Consider the following 20,408-nt stretch of genomic DNA (forward strand, 5'->3'; position numbering starts at 1 on the left):
CCTTTTCTTTTTATTTACTATTGTTATTTTATACAAAAATTAGAAAGAATACCTACAATTAGCTCTGAAACAATTTAAGCTTGTTGCTTTTGGACCTTATTAAGGACCATCTACTATGTTCCAAGGCAATTTTCGCAAACGTTTTTATCTTACAAAGAGATGCCACGAAGCATTTAATATCACGGACTGATAAACTTTTACGAAAAACAACAATTTAAGCGAAAATATCCTTTATTCAAAACAAAAAGCTGCCAATGGCAGCTTGAACCTCAGGTGAATGTACCTTTTTCTTCTTATGGTAAATGCACTATTAGAATATCTTCTAAGATTGCAAGTTCTTTTTTCAAAATTGGAATGATAGTGGTAACGGATCTTTCATCCACCTCACAAATGGTAACAGCTGATCCGCCTTTTTTAGCCCGTTCTAGTCCCAAACGGGCGATATTATACCCATGCTTATTAAGAATATTCGATAAGTCCGCAAGAAATCCTCGTTTGTCAATATGACGGATCACAAGTGTCGGCCGCTCACCCGAGAATTTTAACGGGTAATCATCCAATTCTTGAACCTCCACTTTTCCACCACCTAATGAACTTGCCAATATTTTGATCCTTCTTGTTTCTCCTTCCAATTCAATGAGAACCGTATTAGGATGGTAACTTCCTAATATTCTTTTGGTAAATTCGTAAGATAAATCATTTTGCTCTGCCAACTGTTTTGCATGGGGTACTTTTTCATCACTCGTTGCCAACCCGAGTACCCCTGCTAATAAAGCTACATCTGTCCCATGGCCTTCATAAGTTTCCGCAAATGAGCCCATTAAGGAGAACTTCACATGAACAGGTTTTTCATTTAATAACTGATTGGCAATACTGCCGATGCGAACGGCGCCTGCGGTATGGGAACTAGAGGGACCGACCATAATCGGGCCAATAATTTCATACGCACTCTGATATTTTGCCGGCTGACTTACTGTTTTCCTATTAAACACTTTTCCCATTAGTTTCTTGCCAGTTGGAGTTCCTGCCAGACCTCCTATTCCCGTTTCCCTTAATGATTCCGGCATTTGTTGTCCTACTTCGTGCATCACATAAATCACTTCATCGGGTGGGATCACACTATTGACGCCTGCTAACGCCATATCCGCTGCCGCTTGCGCCGTGATGGCATGCAGCCCATTTCTGATAATGCAAGGAATTTCTACTAGTCCGGCCACTGGATCGCAAACCAGCCCTAGGGAATTCTTTAATGCGATCCCCACCGCATTTCCGACTTGGGATGGTGTTCCCCCTGCTAATTCAACCAACGTACCTGCTGCCATCGCTGTTGCCGATCCCACTTCTGCCTGACATCCGCCCGCGGCTCCAGAAATGGATGCTTTATTCGCAATAACTAATCCAAGGGCAGAAGCTGTGAACATAGAAAGAACAATCTCTTCACGTTTAAATCTTCCACTTTCCAGAGCATGAATAAGAACAGCCGGTAATATGCCAGCTGAACCTGCTGTAGGTGTGGCAACAATCCGCCCCATGGCTGCATTGACTTCAGACACGCTCAGCGCGTAGGAAAGGGTATCTAATGTTTTGGGGGCGATAAACGACATCCCTTTTCGAGCATAGAGTTTCATACGATATCCATCCCCGCCTGTCAAACCGGTCCAAGACTTCACAGGACTTTCTGTCCCTTTTCGTACCGCTTCCTCCATTACACCTAATTGCTCCAACATTTTCTCCAATAATTGATGCGTAGGAATCCCCTTTTGTTCTTCTTCTGTTTTTAACATGATCTGAGCGATGGTTGTGTTCCCCTTTTCTGCCAGTTCGATTAATTCTTTTAAAGAAGTAAAGGACATATAACGTACTCCTTTCCTAGTAGTCACTCATATTATTCCTTATAAATACTTTTGCCCTTCCACCTTATAGTAGAAGGGCAAAAGTAATGGAATTCATCTTTTATACGAAATTATTATTTGCTTGCTACCATCAATTTCGGAGGCATCAAACCTGAAGGAATCAGTGATTCATACGTTTGACCATCAAGCGTTTCATTTAATTCTCTTTTGGCGTTTTCAATTAATTCGGGATTCTTGAGTGCAGAAATAGCTGTACAAGCGATCGCTTTTCCTGCGAGTAGCATGGCATCGTGTGCATACTCTTCTTTGCCTTGTGCGACAACTTGCCACGTATGAAACGGGGTACCAAACGCCCAAGTTGACGTGACACATTGTGCAGTGGGAACATTCCAGCTGACGTCAGCTACATCCGTCGAACCACTCATAAAACTGACCTTTTCGGAAAAAGGAACAACAAAATCGGCAATAGGTCGTTCAGCGAACCTTCTTGCCATGTCTTTACCGACAGTGGCTGCAGCACTTTGTTTCTCTTCCTCTGTCAAAGTGGCATACATCTCGTGTGCAAAATCGATACTCGAATCTGTTACACTTGGAAAACCTAATTCTTGCATATGCTGATGCATTACTTTTTCAAGTGTCAGGTTTGGAATTAAATTATGGCAGGATCCCTGTATACTGTGCTCCATTGCTGTTTGTGTCATCAGTGCTGCACCACGTGCGCAATCTACCACTCGATCAAATAAATCTCTTACCTGATTGGGCTTGGGTGCTCGAATTAAATAGGTCACCTCTGCCTCAGATTGCACCACATTCGGTGCTAACCCGCCTGTATTGGTTACGGCATAATGGATGCGGGCCTCGTCAACCATATGTTCTCTCATATAATTGACGCCCACATTCATCAGTTCAACGGCATCGAGGGCACTTCTGCCCAGGTGTGGAGCCGCACCAGCATGGGCACTTCTGCCCGAAAAATTAAAATCCACATGAATGACGGCGTTTGAGGTGGAATGCATGACAGCGTTCATTGTTGCCGGATGCCAAGAGAAAGCCACATCAACGTCCTTAAACAGCCCGTCCCTTGCCATAAACGTTTTGCCATAGCCGCTTTCTTCTGCTGGACACCCATAATATCTTACAGTTCCTTCCATTTGATTCTCATCCATATATTCTTTAATGGCGATTGCTGCGGAAAGTGCACCAACCCCCAATAGATTATGCCCACATCCATGTCCATTTCCATTCACCGATACAGGGTTAAAATTTGTACTGCCTGCTTGCTGACTCAGCCCCGCTAAGGCATCAAATTCACCAAGTACCGCAATGATTGGGTGCCCCTTGCCAAATGAACCAATAAAGCCGGTTTCCAACCCCGCCACTCCCCTAATTACAGAGAATCCTTCATTTGTTAATGTTTGACAAAGTATATCAGCCGAGTGAAATTCTTCAAACCGTGTTTCTGCAAATTCCCAGATTTGATCACTGACATTTGTAAACAGAGAACGTTTACTCTCAATGATTTTTGCTATTTTTTCTGTTAAATTCAACTTGTCCATCTCCTATCCTACATGTTGACTAGTTAACTCAATTTGTTTTTTTGGCCGAATTGTAAATAATGAACCTGCACATAAAAGAGCAAAGATAACTAGCATAATAAATGCTGCATTGTATGAACCATTAAAGGCATCCACTAAAAACCCAATTAACATCGGTGTTAGGACACCTGCAAACTGCGCACCTGTATTAATAAAACCATTTGCCGTCCCCACCACTTCTTCTGGAAGAATCTTCAAAGGGACAGTGGTAATCAAAATAATATTAAATGAGAATAAAACTGTAATGATACTTTGGTAGATTACAAACATCGTAATGGTAGGCGCAAAAGCCATGAGGAGGAGTGAACCCGCCGATATTATCGCAAAAACCGCTGCCAATAGCTTATCCTTCCCCTCGGGTAATTTATCTAAGACATATCCACTTAAAAACATCGCTAAAACACCTGCGAGCGGAGGAATAGCAGATACGTAACCAACCGATGTTAAATCGAGCCCTTTTACCTTCACTAAGTATGTTGGCATCCATGCAGTTAATCCCCAGTTCACTGCGTAAATACTAAAATAAGCAATAAACAAATTCCAGATCATCGGTGTCTTCAATACATCTTTTAAAGGCTGTTTCTTTTTACTAGAGGTTTTCTCTCCTCCTACACTAGTCTTTGTTTGTTCCTTAAGAAAGAAAACAAACAATAGGGTAATGACGATTCCGATTACACCAACTGAGTGAAATATACTTCTCCACCCAATGCCTTGTATGAGATGTGTTCCTACAATTGGGGTCAAAACCCCCATTATGGTTCCAGAAGAGAGCATAATAGACATGGCGCGACTCCGCTCATTGATTGGAAACCAACCAGCTATTCCTTTTGACGCAGATGGAAAGAAACTTCCTTCCCCAATTCCAAACAGAAAGCGGATGAAAATCATCGATAATAAGGACCATGCAAAGCCTGTAAAGACGGTAAAGATGGACCAAGCCAGTAAGGCGGTAATAATGATTTTCCGGAAACCGAATCGATCGGCGAGCCATCCACCTGGAATCTGCATGATGGCATACCCAGCAAAGAAACTACTTAATACAATTCCTGTCTCGGATGCACTAAAGTGTAAATCATTTGAAATACCTAAAATAGCATAATTCATAATAAAGCGATCAAAATTCCCTAATGACCATCCTAGAAAAAGCATGGTGATAATAATATACTTCCAATTTTGCTGTACTCTCGTTACCATATACCTACCCCCTATCAAATTTAGTAATGTGATGTTATCCTAAATATAAAAAATTCTGACTATTTATACAATGTTCAAATGTACACCATTCATGTAAAATTAGTGTAGTTATATACACTCTAAATAGGAGGGATCCTTATGAACACACTAATAAAAATCGATCACTATTTGACAGAGCAATGTCGCCTTCCTAGTTATCAGTTATGGGAGAGTATCAATGGAATGGATTTTTCTCTTGTTTCCTCTCATCAATTTCATGATAAGACCCCTCCTCCAAAGACTCTGGGAAAAAGTATCGTCTTGGCATATTCGGAATATACTGAGTTCCATTTCTATTACCCTAGTCACTCGACCATTGTCCTAAGAACACTAGGATCGAAAAGGTTGGAAATCTATGATCAGGAACACCTTACCTTACTTGTGGATCTTCATTATTTACAATTAATGTTAGATAGAGAGAAACATATTCGGAACAAACTAATAGAGAGTATTCGTGATATATCTGTTTTAGAAGATTTAGACTTCCTGCTAACAAAAATCCTTGAAAATGCTCTATCTGTTATTCCTAGTGCGGATATGGGGGTCCTTTGGATGTATGACGATGACATAGGAAAACTAATTCCTAAGGCATGGACAGGAGGACCTAGTGAAGAAATTAAAAATATGAAAATGAACATTGGGGAAGGCATCATCGGTAAAACATTTCAGACTAATCAATCGATCAGATTGACTTCGATGGATGATATTCTTAGAGAATCAGCAACGATGTCATCTGAAAATACCCAGCACCTACTTAATTCCTTTCAATTTGAAACACTGCAATCGATTATTTCGGTGCCAATAAAGGTAGAAGAAAATACCTTATGTGTATTAATTGTTTATCAGAATGGTCACACGTCCCTTTTAACAAAGGAGGACCAGCGATTGCTAACAAGTTTCTCTGACCAAGTTTCCATTGCTCTAAAAAATTCAAAATTATTTCTCGATCTCAAGTTACATAATCATTTACTGATACAACGTGATGAAATTCACGACACCTTTATTAAAATATCCCTCCAAAGTAAAGGGTTGAAATTCATCGTAAACGAATTAAATAAACTAATCCAAAAGCCATTAATCATCTTTGATTTTTCCGAGGACCACGTATTTTCAAGTCCTGGTGAATGGTTATCGGAGTTTCCTAACGAGTTAAAGAAACTCATTACCTACTGTCAAGAACCATCTTTTCATTCTATACAAGTTCTGGGACAAGAGGAAAAGCTTTTATTCATTTATCCCATTCTAGCTATCGATGTACCATTTGGTCTAATCATAGTAGAAATGAATGATGGTATTCTGTTGCCCTTAGATAAAATGATTTTAGAACAAGCTTGCTCAATCATTGCATTAGAAATGATAAGAAAACACACACTCACTGAATCGTTTTATCAAAAAAATCATGATTTATTTCATGATTTCCTTGAATGTAAAGATAATTATTTACTAATACAAAAAGCTGTTGAACTAGGAATTGATGTCACATCTAACAATCTAGTTATACTGATTAATATTCCTTCTCACTTGGATATCCAAGTGACCAATATCCAAATTCATAAACTTATCTCACTAATCAAACAACATTTTCATTCATATACCCCTATTGTTTTCGGATATCGGAACAAAATCACGATGCTTTGTCAATTTTCCAGTCAAAGCGAGAAAAAGTATTTATTAAATAATCTTAAAACGATTCAAACGAGCTGGAAGTACTTATATAAAGGAGACTTAAAAATCGGTGTAGGTTCCACTTATCAAGAGCTTGAATCTATACAAAAAAGCTATACAGAAGCTGAAAAGGCCATAACGTATCTGGTTTCCAAAAGACTGACGGGTATCATGAACTATGACGAAATTGGAATTAATCGGCTTTTTATTAATCATCCGAACGAAGAATTAAACGCATTTATCAATGAGGTCTTCCTTCCACTTCAATCAGAAAAGGATAAAAGCTTAATGCTCGAACAAACACTGCTTGTCTATATGGAACATGACCGAGCACCGGGAAAGACTGCACAATTTTTACACGTTCACGTTAATACTTTATATAAAAGGCTTAAAAAAATTGAAGAAATCCTTGATATTTCTCTAACGGATACAGAAGACATTCTGAAATTGCAGCTTGCATGTTATTTAAGAAAGACGAGTAACTCGATTTAGAGGAACGGTACTAACGGTACCGTTCTTCTTTAAATGGATTTGCAGTCATCGAATAGCCGAACTCTTCCCAAAATCCTGCTTGATCTTCTGTCATAAACTCAATCCCTGACACCCACTTGGTGCCTTTCCATAGGTAAAATACTTCTGGTGGAATAAACCTTAGTGGATAACCATGTTTTCGATCTATGTCCTGCCAATCATGATTTTGATCCTTCCACCGGTAAACAAACAAAGAATCGTCCCCTAATAAAGGCTCGAGCGGCAGGTTGGCAGAATATCCAAATCTCTCCCGATTATAGTACCCATAAATTTTAATGTATTTTACCTCTTCCTTTAATTCAACAAGCTTTACTAACTCTCTGAGTGCAATTCCTTCAAAGGTTGTATCAAATTTAGACCAGGTGGTTACACAATGCATATTAACGGTAGAAATGGTCTTCGGAAGCTCCATAAATTCCTTATAGGATAAAATTTTTTCTTCTTTTACCTCACCAAAAAGTCTGAAATTCCAAGTGGTTTTATTGAACTCGGGAACGTCCCCTTTATGAAGTATTGGCCATTTTTCTGTTTCAAATTGGCCTGGCGGAAGCCGTTTTTCCATCCTACACCACCCCTTCTTCCTCTTAACGTTTATTAAATTACAGTTTTTCATATAGATGATACCAAATAATGCCAGCCAAACCAAATTCATAGACACTCTACAAAATATGAAAAAGGGTAGCGGAACCAATTGAGGACACGGACCCTATCTCTGTTGTTGATTTGCATAGATCCGCCGCATGAACTCCAATAATAAACTTTATTTTGTCTGTACACAGAGTTTACACGGACTTAATATTTACATGATACGATGGGTTTACCCACAAATGAGGAGGCAGATTAAATGAATGTGCGTGCAATATTTATTGATATGGATGGTACCCTGTTAAAAGCCTCAAACATCATTTCCGATCGTAATCGGGAAGCTATAAATAGTCTCGTGAATCAGGGGATTAAGGTTTTTCTAGCTACTGGTCGACACTATGAAGTAACCGTTCCCTACCACAAAGAACTTAGATTATCCACTCCCATGATCTGTTTGAATGGTGCTGCTATTCACGATGCAGAGACTGGCAGAGCTATACAAATGAAAACGGTCCAACTGAATGAAGAACGATTCCACCATCTGACCGCTGAAAAGCCTTGTAATGTTATGATCCATACAGCAAGCGGGCTATATTGTAAGGAAACAAATGAGGAAATCGAATATTGGACAAAAGTCGGGCAAATTCCGCCACGATATTTTGGAGATTTAAGACTGGCTAATTATCAAGATGTTCTTAAATATAGTGTTCGCACTGGTGCACCAAGTCCTGAATTATCTACTTTGTTTAAGAAAGAAGCAGAAGTCATCGATTGGGAAGACGGGTTTGAGTTGGTTGCTCCTAATGTTTCCAAATGGTCTGCTATAAAAAGCCTACTTACCGAATATGGAATTAGCCCAAATGAAGTCGTCGCTATTGGAGATGGACCAAATGATATCGAGATGCTTCGTCATGTCGGTACAGGTGTGGCAATGGGGAACGCTAGCGAAAAGGTTAAAGCAGCAGCTCATTTTGTTACAGGACACCACGAAAATGATGGATTAGCCGAGTTTATCGAACGTTATCTGCTTAAATCATTTGAATCTTATGCTATTTAGAGTTGTTTATTATGACTTTCTATTACAAAAATACCGTTACTTTTCATTTAGACCCGCCCTATAGGACAAAACCAAACCAAAGTCATCCATATTGTCTAATAGACCCGTCCTATAGGTCAAAACCAAAGTCATACGGGTACGTTCCCTAACACAACCAATAAAAATGTATTAAAATATGGCTATCAATTTGATTGCGAGTTTGTGCTGCCATTTTGATGGCTTTTTCTTGGTGAGCTTCCTGTTAGAGGTAAAAAAAACGAATGTTAATAAAAACGCTTGAAGAGTTCCCCAAGCTTATTGTCTTACCGTATAAAATTTTGTAAAAAACTTCGTAAACCCATAAGCAACCACCGAGATGGCTAAATCGATAAAAAAAATATGAACAATGGTAAGTCCATTTCCTATGGAAACGAGTCCCATCCCCTTCTCAATGGGTGCAAAACCAAAAGCTATTATAGCACTTAAGCCCGCAACCCATACAAAAAAATTCTTATCAGGTTTGATGCAATATTGATATACAAGCATGAATGAAACAGGTATAAGGGATGCTGTTATTCCTAAACCTTGTGGCAAGAATGGCAAAAGGAAGTAGTTATGGTCTATAAAACCTTGTCTTATGAGCGAGAGATCAGTATAGCTCCATAACATATGTACTGTGTAGCCAAAGAAAAGAATTTCAAAAGTTCTCCTTCGGTCAAGCTTCATCAAAAGCACAATCAATGGAGCAAGCAAGAAGAGCAGTATGACCCAAAACTGCCAGTTTCCCCAGTCTGAATACTTATGCCAATAAGAATGCATTAACGATGTAACCTTCTCACTCGCCCTGTTTATTTCATTCCAGTACTGTTTCCCTGACATGTTAACGCCTCCTGCCTATACAGTGAAAAGCCACCTATATCCATATAACAGGCAGCTTCTATTAAAACATTCCTACTATTGCTTAACAATTCGTCGCAGCTTAACTGCCTACTTTAATAAACTAACCAAGCCCCATACCTTTATACATAAGGAGGTAATATGCGACGACATTTCATTTGTTAATGAAATAATACCATAGGAAATTTCACCGCTTCCCTTTTTAAAAAATGATTAACCCTAAAGATTAACGGGTAATAAAGTATAGAATTTTAATGAATAAAGGAGGATTTTATGTTTCGACACCAAAAGCAATTACAGTTTGAGGTAAAAGTAGACCGACCAGACCCAATGCTCGCCCGACAAGTACAGGAAGTACTTGGTGGTCAATTTGGAGAAATGACCGTCATGATGCAGTATCTCTTTCAAGGTTTTAATTGTCGTGGTGAAGAAAAGTATAAAGACATGTTGATGGATATTGGCACAGAGGAAATAGGACATGTTGAAATGCTATGTTCCCTAATCAGTCAATTACTGGATGGAGCTTCCCCAGAAGATCAGGCTGAAGCGGCAAAAGACCCTGCTATTGCTGCCATCATGGGCGGAATTAATCCTCAACATTTACTTGTCAGTGGTCTTGGCGGTCTGCCCACTAATGCCAATGGAGTCCCTTGGAACGGTGCCTATATTGTAGCAAGCGGTAATTTATTAGCAGATATGCGTTCTAATTTACACGCTGAAAGCCAGGGTAGACTTCAAGTAGCTCGTCTGTACCATATGACAACCGATGAAGGTGTCCGTGCAACCTTCCGCAAAATGCTTGCCCGAGACCGTTATCACCAATACCAATGGATGGCGGCCATCGCAGAGCTTGAAGAGAAAAACGGTGTGGTCGTACCCGCTTCCTTCCCTGCTGAAGCTGAACAGGAATCTCAACCCCAGGCCTATGAATTTTGGAATCTCTCCGAAGGCAGTGAATCCTCTGAGGGTCTTTGGGCAACAGGAAGTGCACCCGATGGGTCGGGAGACTTTGTGTTTATTGAAGAGCCAATCGCCAAAGGACAAGTACCTAGCCCAAGTATCCCCTCTGAAAAATTACATCACGATTTAGATATCACTCAATTACCTGCAAAATAAGAACAAAAAACAAGATGATCTCTATCCGAGTTCATCTTGTTTTTTGCTCTTTTGAGCGTAGCATGAAAGGTAATTGTAATTTATTTTTTTTAAAATCTACATCTAAATAGGCTTTTTTTCATACTTATATTTTGGAGGTGAAAAAAATGCCAAGAGTAAGCTATCGAAGTTCGGACGTTGCCTTAATGGCAAGGATGATGAGAGCAGAAGCCGAAGGTGAAGGGAAATTAGGGATGTTATATGTTGGAAATGTAATTGTAAATCGCCTTGTAGCTAATTGTTTAGACTTTAAAGGTTTACGATCTATAAACCAAGTAATTTTTCAAGTACAAGGTGGAAATTTTTCCTTTGAAGCTGTTCAAAAAGGAAATGTATTTTATCAAAGAGCCAGAACGTCTGAGAGAAGATTAGCAAGACAGAATTTGGAATATTGGCGACAACACCCAGGGAAATATGCCCTTTGGTATTTTAATCCACATGCTCCATGTCCCCCCACCTGGTACGGTCAACCACAATCTGGTCAATTTAAAAATCATTGTTATTATGAACCGAAAGCTGGAACATGCGATACGGTTTATCGCGGTTAGAGAGCAGGATTTTCTCTGTTCTCGATTAGTACCATATGTAGTGCAATTGAAAAATAAAAGGGACCACACCAGTTGTACATATACTGGTGTGGTCCCTTGTTTTAATGCGCCATTCTTTAGTGGAAGGTTAAAAATTTCCTACATTTTTGACAATGTGATTTTCGCTGTTCGCCTTTAATTTTTTAATATCTAGACGGATGAGGAGTGAAACGGCTAGAGCGATGATAAATATCCCTGAAAAAATGACCAAAGTCCCTTGATAGCTTCCTGTGGTCTCCCTGACCCAGGCGACAAAGATTGGCCCCACTAGACCAGCTGCAGCCCATGCAGTCAATATGTAACCATGAATGGCCCCGAGCTGCTTCGTTCCAAATAAATCGCCGATATAGGCAGGGATAGAGGCGAATCCTCCTCCATAACAAGTCATAATCATATAAACAATGATTGAAAAAAGAATTCCAACTGTTATATTTGGCAGCATAAAAAAAGCAACGATTTGAAAAGCAAAAAATAGCGTGTACACATTTGGTCTTCCGATATAATCGGAAATCGTTGCCCAAGCAATCCTTCCTGAGCCGTTAAATAATCCCATGATTCCGACCATTGCCGCGGCTCCCGCAGCCGACATCCCTACTAACTCTTGAGCCATGGGGGACGCAACAGAAAGAATCGCGATTCCACAGGTAATATTGATAAACAGCATTACCCATAAGGCCCAAAACTGTCTTGTTCTGACTGCCTCGTTGGCGGTTAACTGACGTAAGTCCTGCTTTATTTTCATCGTTCCAGATTTTTTGGCTGCTGCTTCTAGACCCTTAGGGACCCATCCCTCTTTTGGCGGGGCCAGATACTGTGCAGAACAAAAGATGATAATAAAGTAGGCAGAACCAAGAATATAGAAAGTGTTTGAAATCCCATATGTTTCGATTAAATGATTCATAATTGGACTGCTTACCAATGAAGCAAAGCCAAATCCCATGATGGCTAAACCCGTTGCGAGACCCCTTCTGTCAGGGAACCATTTTACCAGCGTGGAAACAGGTGTGATGTATCCAACCCCCAAGCCAATTCCTGCAATCATTCCGTAAAATAAATAGAGTAATAGCAATGATTCTAGATGAATGGCTAATCCTGCTCCAGCAATTCCCACTCCAAAAAACAGAGCGCTAAGTGTACCTGCCGCTCTCGGTCCAAACTTCTCAACAAAGTGCCCTAAAAAAGCGGCGGATAAACCTAAAAATAAAATCGCTAGGCTAAACGTAAACGATATTTGCTTTAATCCCCACCCCATCTGTTCCTGCAGCGGTTTCGTAAAAACACTCCAGGCGTAAACTGATCCAATGGAAATATGAATTCCAACGGCTGAGAGAGCGATCAGCCAACGATTTTTTGTTTGCATCCTTTAAGTCCCCTTTTTTCAAAATGTCTTTTCTTGCTGCTTAGTTAATTTAATTAGTAATTAGTCGTGAGTAACCATCATCTTAGAAGCTGCTAATGCGGCACGCTGCCTTGCCTCTTCGACTGATTCTCCGTTACTCAACACGACGGCCATCCGTCTTCCCACTTTTGTATCAGGTTTTCCAAACACCCTAACCTGTGTGTCAGGAATGGATAAGCTATCAGAAATTCCAGTTATTTGGTAGGTCTTGCTCTCCATCGTTGCTTTTATCGTATGACTTGCACCAGGTCTCAGTAGCTGAACGGATGGAATCGGGTAGCCTAAAATCGCTCGTATATGTAAGGCGAATTCGGACAGGTCCTGGGTTACCATTGTCACCATCCCGGTATCATGTGGCCGTGGCGATACTTCACTAAAATAAACACCTTGTGGAGAAAGAAATAATTCCACTCCAAACAAGCCGTATCCGCCAAGAGCATCGGTGATTTTTTTTGCAATATTCTGCGCTTCGGCGATTTGATCGATTGACATGTCATGCGGCTGCCAGGATTCAATATAGTCACCATCTTTTTGGACATGTCCGATTGGAGCACAGTAGGTTGTTCCTGAGGTGGAACGGACGGTTAGCAGGGTAATTTCTGATTCAAAATGGATAAATTCCTCTACAATTACCCGAGTTTTTTTGCCTCTTCCACCTGAAATAGCTTCTTGCCAAGACCATTCTACATCCTCGATTGAACGGCAAACGGTTTGCCCTTTTCCAGATGAGCTCATGATTGGTTTAATCACGCAGGGAATCCCAATTTCTTTTACAGAATCCCTTAATTCCTCTAGTGTGTTTGCAAAAGCATATTTTGCTGTAGGAATCCCTAGTTCCTCACTTGCCAAGCGCCGGATTCCTTCCCGATCCATAGTTAAGTTGACTGCCTTAGCCGTCGGTACAATAAGGAATCCTTCGTTTTCAAGGTCGAGTAAGGTTTCTGTTGCGATCGCCTCAATTTCAGGAATCACGAAATCCGGCTTCTCTTGTTCTATCACTCTGCGAAGTTCTTTTCCATCCAGCATATCGACCACATAGGAACGGTGGGCCACCTGCATTGCCGGTGCGTTTTCATATCTGTCTACAGCTATGGTCTCAAGTCCTAACCGCTGTGCCTCGATGATCGTCTCTTTACCAAGCTCACCGGAACCGAGCAGCAACACTTTTTTTGTTTGGGTTCCAAACATTCAACACAACCCCTTATTGTTTGTCTTTTGAATATAATAACCCATAATTTTACTTCGTTCAAGTGATATTTTTACTTTAAACACGAACGATATTTGTTTGTTTTATTTTTTTATTCGTATTTTTTTGAAAACGCAACCAACTATTAATCAATCTACCTTTGGCCTTATATAAAAATTGGTAAAAGCAAAAAAGAGCACATCCTTGATGCCCCCTTTTCCTTGGAAAAATAATCCTCCATACGGCCTCCACATTCCTCAATGAAGCTCGATTGTTTATTTGGATTTGAATTTTTTTATAATTTTATTAAACATGGGAGAGATTTCTTTCAGCAATGGTTTATATTGTTTAGTTGTTTCGACCAGCATATCAACCGTCTCCATCAGCAATCCGACATCCACTTTATTAAGAAGATTACCAATTTGTTGTTCTAGTTGACTTTGAGGAGTGGGCGGACTGTCCTCCTCTTCATTTCTCCTAGAGGCAAAAAACCAATTATCAAAATGATTGGATTTGCGATTAGAAGGCGGTACCTCTTTTTGGCCCGCAAATTCTTGTGAACTGCTTTCATACTTTGTATGTTCTTCTCTGTGTTGATGGGCCCCAAATATTAATTTTCGATCCGGTATTTCTTGTGAACTACTTTCATTCTTTTTACTTTCTTCTCTGTGTTGATGGGCTGCAAACATTAATTTACGGTCCGGTATTTCTTGTGAACTGCTTTCATTCTTTTTACGTCCTTCTCTGTGCTGATGGCCTCCAAACATAAATCCTCGGTATGGAACTTCTTGTGAACTAGTTTCGTCCTTTTTGTTTCCCTCTCTTTGCCGATTGGCTCCAAACATTAATTTCGAAAACCGATCTCCATTAGGTTCCTTTCTAACTCTTTTCTCTTCCCCCAACGATCTCACTCTTCTTCCCTTCAACCTCTTTTAGATAAAATATGATTGGATTTGTAACAAGGTGTGGACAACATAAGAAAAAAATCAGGATATCCTCCTGATTTTTTATGTCCTTACTGATAAAACATCATTATTCTTTAAAAGCTCCATGTGGAATCTTGATTATGCACTCCCATTTTTCCCTGATAAACCAACATAAATCATAAACCAAAACGGTGCCATCATCGTGATTCCTCGGATAAACCCAATAAAAAAATTGAACATAGTGATCTCCTCCTTATGAGTTCAAGATAGAAAGATTTCCTTCCTGGTTTTATTCCCATTCGAAATGGTTAGAGGTACCTTTGGTTAAGACATAAGCATTGGCAACGTGACAATGTGGAAACCGCTCTGGTAAAAGGAATTTCATCCTTTGAATAGATCACCTTCGCTTCAGCCCTTGTCACGTTGTCTTTCTAGTAAAATACCCGTTTTTTGAATAGAAGAAACAGACATTTATTAATTAAATAAAAACGGAAACTAAACCTTACGCTAAACAATCCGGCACCCGCTATTCATCCGATTGTTAGGTTTTTAATAACACAAAAAGGGTATATGTTAAGAGATTACTAGCAACTATTAAAAGGGATGTGAATGAAAATGCTATCTACAAACCAGCTTGATCATTTAAAAAATAGTCTTGAAGAGGATAAACAGACCATTGAAGGTCAAATTGGTGTAAATCGTCAATTGGATACAAGCTTGCGGGAAACAGTCGATGAATTATCGACCTATGACAATCACCCTGCTGATCTCGGGACAGAATTATTTGATCGTGAACGAGATCTTGCCTTAAAGCAACACCAGGATGAAGAGCTTAGAAAGATCAATTTGGCACTGGAGGCCATTGAGAACGGAACCTATGGAAAGTGCCTGGTTTGCGAAAACGATATTCCTTTCGAGCGGCTGGAAGTTCTTCCCTCCACCTTGTATTGTGTCAATCACACTCCGGAAACATCTGGAGGAGATTATCGTCCAGTCGAGGAAGACATTATAGAACCACCTAAGATTAATTCCTTCAGGCATGACCCAAAAGACGGTGTAATCGATACGCAAGATAGTTTTCAGGAAGTGGCCAAGTTTGGAACCTCGGAAACTCCTGCCGATCTCGTTGGGGATTATACGAACTATAATGAACTTTATAACCGTGGAAAAAACGAAGATTCCTATGCGGAGGATTACGAAACTTATGCTGCGACAGACCTAACGGGTCAGCAAAAAACCGTTCTGCCTTCCAAAAAGATGGAAGAGTACGAGGAACTGCTAGAACGTAAAGGGATTGACTCCAAACTTGGAGATATTCAGTATAAATGGAAAGATAGTTATCTAGAGGATAAATTAGATGAGAAGAAAACAGAGACTAAGTAAAGTCTCTGTTTTTAATATGGTGACATTAAACCTAAACCAGTTTGTTTATAAACGAATGCAAAATTATTTACTTTTAAATGACTTTCCCTTATGATAGTTAGCGCACTTATATTTAGCAAACCGAAAAATAAGGGAGGCGAAGTAAATGTGGATTCGGCTCATTCCCATTATATTTTTTAGTGTAACAGCCTTATCATTATTGACTTTTCAATCATTAGAAATTATCCATGCTTTTTTTGATTTATTTTCTAATAACTCTAATAACATGGATATTTAATATTCGTTCAGTTATCTTTTTAAAAATATCAAATCCCTTCCTCCGAGAAGGGATTTATTATTTGAATCGGTATTTTATGTTTCCATACTTTCCTGGATTTACCGCACCTATAGTAGTGACTAGATCCCTCTTTCTTAAACAACTGAATCCATAGCATAAATAGTTACAAGGTTTAACCAATAGTGATTACGTTTATACATAAGTGATACCTATTTTGGAGGGAGGAGTAACTTATGTGGTATGCTGCCATGTGGGGAGCCATTTCCGGATCGGCGGTTTTCCTAGGTGCCCTAGCTGCGATGTTTCTACCTGTAAAGCAAAGGATCATTGGAGACATTATGGCTTTTGGTACAGGGATATTGATTGGAGCAGCTTCCTATGAATTGCTTGAAGATTCCATCCACGATGGAGGTTTAAAAGCAACAGCGATCGGATTTACTTTGGGTGCTCTTATTTTTACCATCCTAAATTATTTCATTTCAAAAAATGGGGCGCATCAACGAAAAAGATCAAATCAGCAGGCAAAAGGTGCAGGGCTTGCCATTTTTATCGGCACAGTGATGGATGCTATCCCCGAATCCATCATGGTAGGAGCCAGTCTTTTGGAAAAGCAGTCTGTCAGCTGGTTGTTAGTTGCAGCGATTTTCCTCAGTAATATTCCTGAAGGACTCTCCAGTACCGTTGGTTTAAAAAACAGCGGGTATCCTAAAAGCAAGATTTTTCTTTTGTGGGTATCCGTTTTGGTGATTGCTACTGTCAGTGCCTGGGGAGGATACTTTTTCCTATCAAACGCACCTGACTATCTTTTGGCAGGAATCGCCGCTTTCGCAGGGGGCGGAATCATTGCTATGATTACCTCAACCATGATGCCCGAAGCGTACGAAGAAAGCGGAACCGTTACGGGTTTGATTGCTGCCCTCGGTCTATTGGTATCCCTGGTCATGGATCACTTTTCGTGACAACTGAGAAAAAGGTGCTTTCCTTAACGGAAAACACCTTTTTTTTTGAATCATCTCTACTTCGAAACGGTTGCTAACGTTGCTTCCGGAGTGGTTACCTGATCATAAAAATTCACGAACTGGTCACGTTCGTTGCTATTACGGTACGCCATGGCGACCCGAGGATGTTCATTAAGCACACCAGAAATCATATAAGGAATGATATAGCCCCACTCCCACTTATTTCTCATTTCTACCATGTGCTTTTCGATTACACCCAGTAACGGTCTCAGCTCATAGCTTGATTTTTGAATATAGCTAACGAGAAGTTCTGTGTTACAGTTACCTGCCGCACGTCCCATGCCATAAACAGACGAATCTAGGAAGACTGCTCCATTTTGGTAGGCCGTTAAGGTGTTAGCGAATGCTAGCTGCATATTATTGTGGGTATGAATCCCAAGCTGTTTGTTAGGGAGCATCGACTGGAACTTTTTCACTTGATGCGCGATTCCGGCAGGATCTAAGCTTCCAAAGGAATCTACGACATACACCACATCTACAGGGCTTTCTTTTACCATTTCCATTGCTTCAATCAGCTGATGCTCTGGCACGCTGGATAACGCCATAATGTTAAGGGATGTCTCGTACCCTAAATCATGGAACATTTGAACAAGTTCTAAACCTTTATCCACTTCACGGACATAGCATGCCACCCGGATCATATCCAATACGCTTTGTTCACGGGGCAGAATGTCATTTGGATCGACACGGCCAATATCTACTAGAGCTGATAGCTTCGTGAACTTTTTCTCAGGAATGACTTCTTTTAGGAACTCATCATCCAGAAATCTCCATGGATTATGCTCCGTCGCGTTCAGAAGCTTTGCGGAATTTTTGTAGCCGATTTCCATATATTCCACACCTGCTGCACTTAATCCATTATATAAGTCCTGAACAAATTCGACACTGAAATCCCAATTGTTTACTAATCCCCCATCACGAATCGTACAGTCTAATATTTTGCTGCTATGTGCCATAATAGTAACTCCCCCTGTTATTTACTCTTTCGCCATATTATTTGGTATTATTAATGCTTATATCATGATTCGATTAAAAGTGTCAAACTTATTTTTAAAATTGGAACTTTCTAACGGTATTTGAGGACTATACTTTCTTCGTTTTAACTGTTGTCTTTTTGCGGAGTTATAAAAGGCATGGTAGCAGAAAAAGAAAAAGGTACCAACAACTAGTAGCCGTTTCTTTAGGGATTGTACTCATTAAATTAATTAGTTGCAAATTATGCTTGTTTTATACACTTTTGTTTAGCCTGTATTCGTTTTAATTTTCTTTTATGTGTTCTTATAGCCGTTTCCTTATCTTTTAAACTTTTGGTAACCACTCCACTGCTTTCTACAACTACCAAATTATTAATTCCGCCATGATGGTTTCTATAAGAAATATACATAAATATGATCCTTCCTTTATGAAAAATATTCGACTTTTCTTCATAGTTTCCGGCAATTACATCTGGTTACTTATGATTATTTTAACCTTTAATTTTTTAGTTTTTATTAAGAAGCAGTAAAGTTTTCTTAAATTATTTTTTACCTATCGACTTTTACGATAGGGGTAAAACTTTAAATAATGTTTACATAAAATTCATTAGAACTTAAATACTTTCCTTTAAAATGGAATTATTAGGCGTAATTATAGAGGGAGTAATGTTTTTGCTGTGGTTAGATAGTATTTTACTTTTGTGGGTAAATAGGATTTTACTTATTGGTACCGTTTTTTGGTTTGTTTTATCGGTCATTCTATTTAAAAAGTCATCTGACCGTGATTTATCGTTTATTTCTTTTGTTATAGGGATTGGCTTTATCAGTACTTTTTTTATAGTTAACCACACAACAAGATGAAAAAACTCCAAATATCTATAGATTTGGAGTTTTTTTATTTACAACATATATAAAGACTTTAAATAATAGAATACCCCATCTTCATCACAAGTGAAATCTGTTACGTCATCTGCCATTTCTTTAATACGATCAGGAGCATTTTTCATTGCCACTGCATAATTCACGAGCCGCAGCATCGGTACATCATTGTCGCTATCACCGATGGCCATTGTTTCCGTCTCGGACAACTTAAAGTGCTTTAACATTTGTTGGATTCCGGTTGCTTTGTTGACGTTCGCCACCATCAATTCGACGTTATACTCCGTTGAAATGGAAGTGGTAAAATTTATTTCTTTCTTTAATAGCTCCAGTTCTTCTTTCCAGTGATTGATCTGTTCCTTTGTTCTGGCAAAGAAATAGAATTTAGAGAATTCATTCCCCATAATTTCATTGGCCCAGTTAATTTTTTCATTAATCGCATCCTTACGAGAACACCACTCATTTATTCCTACACCCTCCGGCTTGGGATCTCTTATTTCATTTTCTACGTAGGCCCTGTCCTGTTTTAATGTGATTCGGGGAGAGCCATATGGAAACAGTTCATAATACACCTTGTTTTCCCTTGCCATTTTAATAACGGTTTCCACTAGCTCACGTGAAAGTGAATGTTTAAAAATTACTTCATGGCCTGCATAACCAACCATCCCATTCGAGGCTACAATCCCATCTACTTGAAAACCAGGCGGAACGATGCCTTTAATTTCTTCAAATGCTCTGCCTGTAGCGATGAAAACGTTGATCCCACGGTTTCTAAGTTCATCAATGATTTCTTTTGTATGAATACTCACCTGGTTTTGATGGTTTAATATCGTTCCATCCATGTCTAAAAATATCGCTTTTGGTGTTACCTCCACCTAAATTTCCCCCTTTGCATGCAAAAAGAATTCATTTAGTTAGTATACACTTTATTTATTTTTCCCACTATAATGCCATCTTCCCTCCTCAATCTCGGGTAGGATTCCTCTTATGTATTCCTTTAGGTTCTCCGGCAATTCATCCTTTTCAAGTTCATCAAGTGTAAAGTAAATAATCTGTGCAGCAGCTGGATCCATGACTTGGACTTGAATCTGTGTGTGCACTTTTATGTCAGAAATTTTCCATGTTAGCATGATATGATAAGACATCTTCATCACCTCAATACCATTATAACAGAACAAATGTTCCTTTTGATTGAGATACCCAAAAAACAGGGTGACTCAGTCGAACA

At 39.4% G+C, this 20,408-nt stretch carries 18 protein-coding genes; 7 read left to right on the forward strand and 11 right to left on the reverse strand.

Going from position 1 to position 20,408, the window contains the following annotated elements; all coding sequences use genetic code 11:
- Positions 1-293: 293 nt before the first annotated feature.
- The 3 genes from sdaAA to J7E81_RS28085 all read right to left on the reverse strand — a co-directional run bounded on the left by sdaAA (position 294) and on the right by J7E81_RS28085 (position 4,642).
- Positions 294-1,853, reverse strand: coding sequence for an L-serine ammonia-lyase, iron-sulfur-dependent, subunit alpha (gene sdaAA, locus J7E81_RS28075; RefSeq protein WP_215047469.1), 1,560 nt, complete (start codon positions 1,851-1,853; stop codon positions 294-296).
- Positions 1,854-1,966: 113 nt separating this feature from the next.
- Entirely contained in the window at positions 1,967-3,400 is a 1,434-nt protein-coding gene (locus tag J7E81_RS28080; protein ID WP_215047470.1) for a M20 family metallopeptidase, read from the reverse strand.
- 12 nt (positions 3,401-3,412) lie between these two features.
- Positions 3,413-4,642, reverse strand: coding sequence for an MFS transporter (locus J7E81_RS28085; RefSeq protein ID WP_215047471.1), 1,230 nt, complete (start codon positions 4,640-4,642; stop codon positions 3,413-3,415).
- 138 nt (positions 4,643-4,780) lie between these two features.
- On the opposite strand from J7E81_RS28085, the gene J7E81_RS28090 reads away from it, so the two are divergent.
- A complete protein-coding gene (locus tag J7E81_RS28090; RefSeq protein ID WP_215047472.1) occupies positions 4,781-6,838 on the forward strand; it encodes a helix-turn-helix domain-containing protein in 2,058 nt (685 codons plus the stop codon).
- 10 nt (positions 6,839-6,848) lie between these two features.
- Here J7E81_RS28090 and J7E81_RS28095 read toward each other — a convergent pair whose 3' ends face one another.
- Complete coding sequence (locus tag J7E81_RS28095; protein WP_215047473.1) at positions 6,849-7,439, reverse strand: molybdopterin-dependent oxidoreductase; 591 nt, start codon at positions 7,437-7,439, stop codon at positions 6,849-6,851.
- Between the two features lie 282 nt (positions 7,440-7,721).
- Here J7E81_RS28095 and J7E81_RS28100 point away from each other — a divergent pair, with 282 nt between their 5' ends.
- Positions 7,722-8,519 carry an HAD family hydrolase gene (locus J7E81_RS28100; protein WP_215047474.1) on the forward strand — a complete coding sequence of 266 codons (798 nt, stop codon included), beginning with the start codon at positions 7,722-7,724 and terminating at the stop codon, positions 8,517-8,519.
- Between the two features lie 294 nt (positions 8,520-8,813).
- Here J7E81_RS28100 and J7E81_RS28105 read toward each other — a convergent pair whose 3' ends face one another.
- Complete coding sequence (locus tag J7E81_RS28105) at positions 8,814-9,377, reverse strand: hypothetical protein (protein WP_215047475.1); 564 nt, start codon at positions 9,375-9,377, stop codon at positions 8,814-8,816.
- Positions 9,378-9,668: 291 nt separating this feature from the next.
- On the opposite strand from J7E81_RS28105, the gene J7E81_RS28110 reads away from it, so the two are divergent.
- Both J7E81_RS28110 and J7E81_RS28115 read left to right on the forward strand, forming a co-directional pair.
- On the forward strand, positions 9,669-10,511 hold the full coding sequence (locus J7E81_RS28110) for a manganese catalase (protein WP_215047476.1): 843 nt from the start codon (positions 9,669-9,671) through the stop codon (positions 10,509-10,511).
- Between the two features lie 146 nt (positions 10,512-10,657).
- Positions 10,658-11,098, forward strand: coding sequence for a cell wall hydrolase (locus J7E81_RS28115; protein WP_215047477.1), 441 nt, complete (start codon positions 10,658-10,660; stop codon positions 11,096-11,098).
- 127 nt (positions 11,099-11,225) lie between these two features.
- Here J7E81_RS28115 and J7E81_RS28120 read toward each other — a convergent pair whose 3' ends face one another.
- The 3 genes from J7E81_RS28120 to J7E81_RS28130 form a co-directional block, all read right to left on the reverse strand.
- A complete protein-coding gene (locus tag J7E81_RS28120) occupies positions 11,226-12,497 on the reverse strand; it encodes an L-lactate MFS transporter (protein WP_215047478.1) in 1,272 nt (423 codons plus the stop codon).
- A gap of 60 nt (positions 12,498-12,557) precedes the next feature.
- On the reverse strand, positions 12,558-13,724 hold the full coding sequence (gene purT, locus J7E81_RS28125; protein WP_215047479.1) for a phosphoribosylglycinamide formyltransferase 2: 1,167 nt from the start codon (positions 13,722-13,724) through the stop codon (positions 12,558-12,560).
- A 273-nt stretch (positions 13,725-13,997) separates the two neighbouring features.
- Positions 13,998-14,633 carry a hypothetical protein gene (locus J7E81_RS28130; protein ID WP_215047480.1) on the reverse strand — a complete coding sequence of 212 codons (636 nt, stop codon included), beginning with the start codon at positions 14,631-14,633 and terminating at the stop codon, positions 13,998-14,000.
- 630 nt (positions 14,634-15,263) lie between these two features.
- Here J7E81_RS28130 and J7E81_RS28135 point away from each other — a divergent pair.
- From J7E81_RS28135 to J7E81_RS28140, 3 genes are all read left to right on the forward strand, one after another.
- Positions 15,264-16,031, forward strand: coding sequence for a TraR/DksA C4-type zinc finger protein (locus J7E81_RS28135; protein ID WP_215047481.1), 768 nt, complete (start codon positions 15,264-15,266; stop codon positions 16,029-16,031).
- A gap of 145 nt (positions 16,032-16,176) precedes the next feature.
- A complete protein-coding gene (locus tag J7E81_RS31020; RefSeq protein ID WP_285292064.1) occupies positions 16,177-16,308 on the forward strand; it encodes a hypothetical protein in 132 nt (43 codons plus the stop codon).
- 233 nt (positions 16,309-16,541) lie between these two features.
- A complete protein-coding gene (locus J7E81_RS28140; RefSeq protein ID WP_215047482.1) occupies positions 16,542-17,267 on the forward strand; it encodes a ZIP family metal transporter in 726 nt (241 codons plus the stop codon).
- 56 nt (positions 17,268-17,323) lie between these two features.
- On the opposite strand, the gene J7E81_RS28145 is transcribed toward J7E81_RS28140, so the two are convergent.
- The 3 genes from J7E81_RS28145 to J7E81_RS28155 form a co-directional block, all read right to left on the reverse strand.
- Positions 17,324-18,283 carry an aldolase catalytic domain-containing protein gene (locus J7E81_RS28145; protein WP_215047483.1) on the reverse strand — a complete coding sequence of 320 codons (960 nt, stop codon included), beginning with the start codon at positions 18,281-18,283 and terminating at the stop codon, positions 17,324-17,326.
- Positions 18,284-19,200: 917 nt separating this feature from the next.
- The gene (locus J7E81_RS28150) at positions 19,201-20,055 is read right to left on the reverse strand and encodes an HAD family hydrolase (protein ID WP_215047484.1); all 855 of its coding nucleotides are present in this window, start codon (positions 20,053-20,055) and stop codon (positions 19,201-19,203) included.
- Between the two features lie 51 nt (positions 20,056-20,106).
- A complete protein-coding gene (locus J7E81_RS28155) occupies positions 20,107-20,325 on the reverse strand; it encodes an SMI1/KNR4 family protein (protein WP_215047485.1) in 219 nt (72 codons plus the stop codon).
- Positions 20,326-20,408 lie beyond the last annotated feature (83 nt).

This window comes from Bacillus sp. ISL-18, assembly GCF_018613415.1.
Lineage (GTDB): Bacteria > Bacillota > Bacilli > Bacillales > Cytobacillaceae > Neobacillus.

Coding starts and splice junctions, on each gene's coding strand:
- sdaAA (WP_215047469.1), bottom strand. CDS start 1,853: ATGTCCTTTACTTCTTTAAAAGAATTAATCGAACTGGCAGAAAAGGGG.
- J7E81_RS28085 (WP_215047471.1), bottom strand. CDS start 4,642: ATGGTAACGAGAGTACAGCAAAATTGGAAGTATATTATTATCACCATG.
- J7E81_RS28090 (WP_215047472.1), top strand. CDS start 4,781: ATGAACACACTAATAAAAATCGATCACTATTTGACAGAGCAATGTCGC.
- J7E81_RS28095 (WP_215047473.1), bottom strand. CDS start 7,439: ATGGAAAAACGGCTTCCGCCAGGCCAATTTGAAACAGAAAAATGGCCA.
- J7E81_RS28100 (WP_215047474.1), top strand. CDS start 7,722: ATGAATGTGCGTGCAATATTTATTGATATGGATGGTACCCTGTTAAAA.
- J7E81_RS28105 (WP_215047475.1), bottom strand. CDS start 9,377: ATGTCAGGGAAACAGTACTGGAATGAAATAAACAGGGCGAGTGAGAAG.
- J7E81_RS28110 (WP_215047476.1), top strand. CDS start 9,669: ATGTTTCGACACCAAAAGCAATTACAGTTTGAGGTAAAAGTAGACCGA.
- J7E81_RS28115 (WP_215047477.1), top strand. CDS start 10,658: ATGCCAAGAGTAAGCTATCGAAGTTCGGACGTTGCCTTAATGGCAAGG.
- J7E81_RS28120 (WP_215047478.1), bottom strand. CDS start 12,497: ATGCAAACAAAAAATCGTTGGCTGATCGCTCTCTCAGCCGTTGGAATT.
- purT (WP_215047479.1), bottom strand. CDS start 13,724: ATGTTTGGAACCCAAACAAAAAAAGTGTTGCTGCTCGGTTCCGGTGAG.
- J7E81_RS28135 (WP_215047481.1), top strand. CDS start 15,264: ATGCTATCTACAAACCAGCTTGATCATTTAAAAAATAGTCTTGAAGAG.
- J7E81_RS31020 (WP_285292064.1), top strand. CDS start 16,177: ATGTGGATTCGGCTCATTCCCATTATATTTTTTAGTGTAACAGCCTTA.
- J7E81_RS28140 (WP_215047482.1), top strand. CDS start 16,542: ATGTGGTATGCTGCCATGTGGGGAGCCATTTCCGGATCGGCGGTTTTC.
- J7E81_RS28145 (WP_215047483.1), bottom strand. CDS start 18,283: ATGGCACATAGCAGCAAAATATTAGACTGTACGATTCGTGATGGGGGA.
- J7E81_RS28155 (WP_215047485.1), bottom strand. CDS start 20,325: ATGTCTTATCATATCATGCTAACATGGAAAATTTCTGACATAAAAGTG.